Annotated in this window: 2 protein-coding genes; one reads left to right on the top strand and one right to left on the bottom strand. The window is 56.3% G+C overall.

What is annotated here, in order from left to right; genetic code table 11:
• Positions 1-135 precede the first annotated feature (135 nt).
• The gene (locus tag ACXJJY_RS11535; RefSeq protein WP_456387914.1) at positions 136-1,260 is read left to right on the top strand and encodes a sensor histidine kinase; all 1,125 of its coding nucleotides are present in this window, start codon (positions 136-138) and stop codon (positions 1,258-1,260) included.
• Between the two features lie 20 nt (positions 1,261-1,280).
• Here ACXJJY_RS11535 and hisF read toward each other — a convergent pair whose 3' ends face one another.
• Positions 1,281-2,858, bottom strand: coding sequence for an imidazole glycerol phosphate synthase subunit HisF (hisF, locus tag ACXJJY_RS11540; RefSeq protein ID WP_456387916.1), 1,578 nt, complete (start codon positions 2,856-2,858; stop codon positions 1,281-1,283).
• Positions 2,859-3,063 lie beyond the last annotated feature (205 nt).

Genomic DNA, 3,063 nt, shown 5'->3' on the forward strand with positions numbered 1-3,063 from the left:
TTGGTTTTACAGGCAATGATGTTGCGTAGCCTGGAGGAATGTACAAGAGTATGTATGGGGCGGCGCAAGGCTTGTTCCTTTCAAACAGAAAGCAGGCGGATGAAGCGAGGGTTATTTTTGGGGAGAACGTGACCGATGGATGATGACCGGACCACTGATAATTATGGGGATTTTCAAAACATCAGGGTAGCGATTGTCGGGGGCGGCGCCGGGTGTCGGGATGTGCTTGCGCTGTTGCTGTCCACCCCGTTGCGCCACCTGAGAATCAAGGTTGTCGGGGTGGCGGATATCCATAAGGATGCTCCGGGCCTGTGTTTTGCCAGGGAGCATGGTATCCCGACGACCGATGATTTCAGAGATTTTTTCAGAGAAGGGGATAATGGGCAAACCAAACCGCCGGACCTGGTCATTGAGCTCACCGGCAGCGACGAGGTACTCCGGCAGATTTTTGCGGTCAAGCCCGAGTCGGTCAAGGTGCTGGACCATGTTGCGGCTCGTCTGTTCTGGGAATTGATCGAGCTGCAGAATGAAAAACGTGCCATGGAAGAGCATCTGGCAAAGTCAGAAAAGATGGCGAGCGTGGCCCAGATAGCCTTCCGGCTGGTCCACGAAATGCGCAATCCGCTGATGATTGTCGGTGGCAGTATCCGGCGCCTGATGCTTGATCCGATGACACCGCATCCGATTCGAAAACAGCTGTGCCGGATTGTCGATAACGTGGGAAAAATGGAACACTCCATTGCCGATATATGCGCCCTTGCCGGTCCCCTGCATCCCCATTATGAGCGGGCTGAACTCACCGATATTCTGAATGAATGGTGCCGGAGTGTCTCGCGGGACGCCAGGCATCACGGGGTAACCATCAATTATCTTATCGATGAAGCCCTGCCGTCCCTGGTCATGGACAAGGGATTGATTCATCAGGTTTTAAGCGAGGTGACGGAAAAGGTCCTGGAACGTATGACCAGGATCCATGGCAATATCGAGATTGGAGCGAAAAGAGAAAACAACCACGTTGTCATAACGGTGCGGGAGGTACTTCCGGTCGCCAGGGATGATTCGTCGTCATACCAGGGGGCCGGGTACATACCCACCCAGATTGATTACTGGGTGGATGTGTGTCGCAAGATCATCTATGACCATAAGGGTGATTTTCAGATCCGCCAGATGGATGATGGGGGTGTCATGTTTGTCATAACGCTCCCCATCAGTTCTGCTGAGCATGGTGCAGGGGAGAAAGAGCGTTCCGGCAGGGTGTGAATTTCTGCCGCTGAAATATATCAGTCCGGCCGGATTTCCACTTTGTCCTTCAGGAAGTTTTTTACTTCACCGATGCCCACTTCCTTCCGGTGAAAGATGCCGGCGGCAAGGGCGGCTTCCGCCCCGGTTTCGGTGAAAACTTCGAGAAAATGACCGGCACTGCCGGCACCGCTCGAGGCAATGACCGGGATGGTGACAGCGTTTTTCACTGCCCCTATCAGTTCCAGGTCAAATCCGGAGTTGGTGCCGTCCCGATCAATGCAGTTGAGCAGGATTTCTCCGGCGCCAAGCTCTTCACAGGTCCTGGCCAGAGTCACTGCGTCCAGGTTCCGTCCTTCCCGGCCGCCCTTGATGGTGCACTGGTACCAGCAGTACTGTTCCCCGTTTGGACCCGGCAGTCTGGTTTTGATGACGTGGTGGTCTGGTGCCTCGTCCGGGGAGGCGACGTAGACCCGCCGCGGATCCACCGAAATCACTACAGCCTGGTTGCCGTAGACTCTTGATATCTGCTCTATGGAACTCATACCCGTGGCCCTTCCGGTTTTCAGGACTTCCTCGACGATCAGGACCGCGTCGCTGCCAATGGAGATCTTGTCGGCGCCGGAACGGAAGTATTCCGAGGCCACTTCCAGGGCGGAATAGAAGGTTCCGTTACGATCGGTGAAGTCGCGGATGCCGCCGCCAATGGTCAGCGGTACGAACACGTTCTCCGAGGTCCGCTGCAGCACCTCCAGCATGGGCATGTCGCTGAGCGGAAAATCCCGGAACCCGGTGATATTTAAAAAGGTGATCTCGTCGGCGCCCTCCTCGTAGTAGCGCCTGGCCAGTTCCACCGGTTTTCCCAGGTTGCGGACATCCCCGTCTTCGCGCACGTCATACTGGTCGCCCTTGGTGACCACCAGGTCACCGTGGTCGTTGGCACGCACGTCCAGGCAGGCAATGATCCGTTTGGCCAGTCGGGTCGGCTCGGACTCTGAGCGGAGGGTGATCATCTCCCTGCTGCTGTCGAGAAAGTTACCCAGGACCGTGAGCCCGGCCCGGCCGCTTTTTTCCGGATGAAACTGGGTAGCCATGACCTCGCCCATCTGGATGGCACTGGTGTATTCGATCCCATAATTCGTGGTGGTCAGAATGCAGCCCGGATCTTCGGGGGCCACGTAATAGGAGTGGACAAAATAGAACTTCTCATCGCCCTTCAGGCCGGCAAAGAGCCGCGAAGGCTGCTGCGCCTTGATGCCGTTCCAGCCGATATGCGGTACGGCCAGATCCACGGCAAACCGTCTTACCCGGCCGGGAATAATCCCGAGCCCGCGAATCCCGGGGGTCTCTTCGCTCTCCTTGAACAGGGCCTGGAGCCCCAGGCAGATGCCGAGAAAGGGTTTTCCGGCCCGCAAATGGGCCTGCAGCGGTTCGACAAATCCCTTGGCATGGAGATTTTCCATCATGGCACCGAAGCTGCCCACCCCGGGAAAGACCAGCCTCTCGGCCCTTGAAATATCCTCGGCCGTGGTCACGGGTTGGACGGTTTCCCCCAGTTTCTCTATGGCGTTGATGACCGAGCGTACATTGCCGGCTCCGTAATCGAGTAATGCTATCATGGACGTTTTTTGCTGTATGGGTTACGTTCCAGGCCATTGAGGCCAAACCGTTCGTTTTCTTCCTCCGGGACAAGAATCTGTAACCCTAAAACCTTACGCCTGAAACTTCAAATCAATTTTGTCACCATGCAGGCCATGCTCCTGGCGGCCGGGTTCGGTACCCGGTTGCGTCCCTACACCCTGATCCGTCCCAAGCCGCTTTTTC

Source organism: Desulfolithobacter sp. (assembly GCF_054025815.1).

What these genes read in the sequence shown, in the direction of transcription:
- hisF (WP_456387916.1), bottom strand. Translation starts at nt 2,858, where the DNA reads ATGATAGCATTACTCGATTACGGAGCCGGCAATGTACGCTCGGTCATC.
- ACXJJY_RS11535 (WP_456387914.1), top strand. Translation starts at nt 136, where the DNA reads ATGGATGATGACCGGACCACTGATAATTATGGGGATTTTCAAAACATC.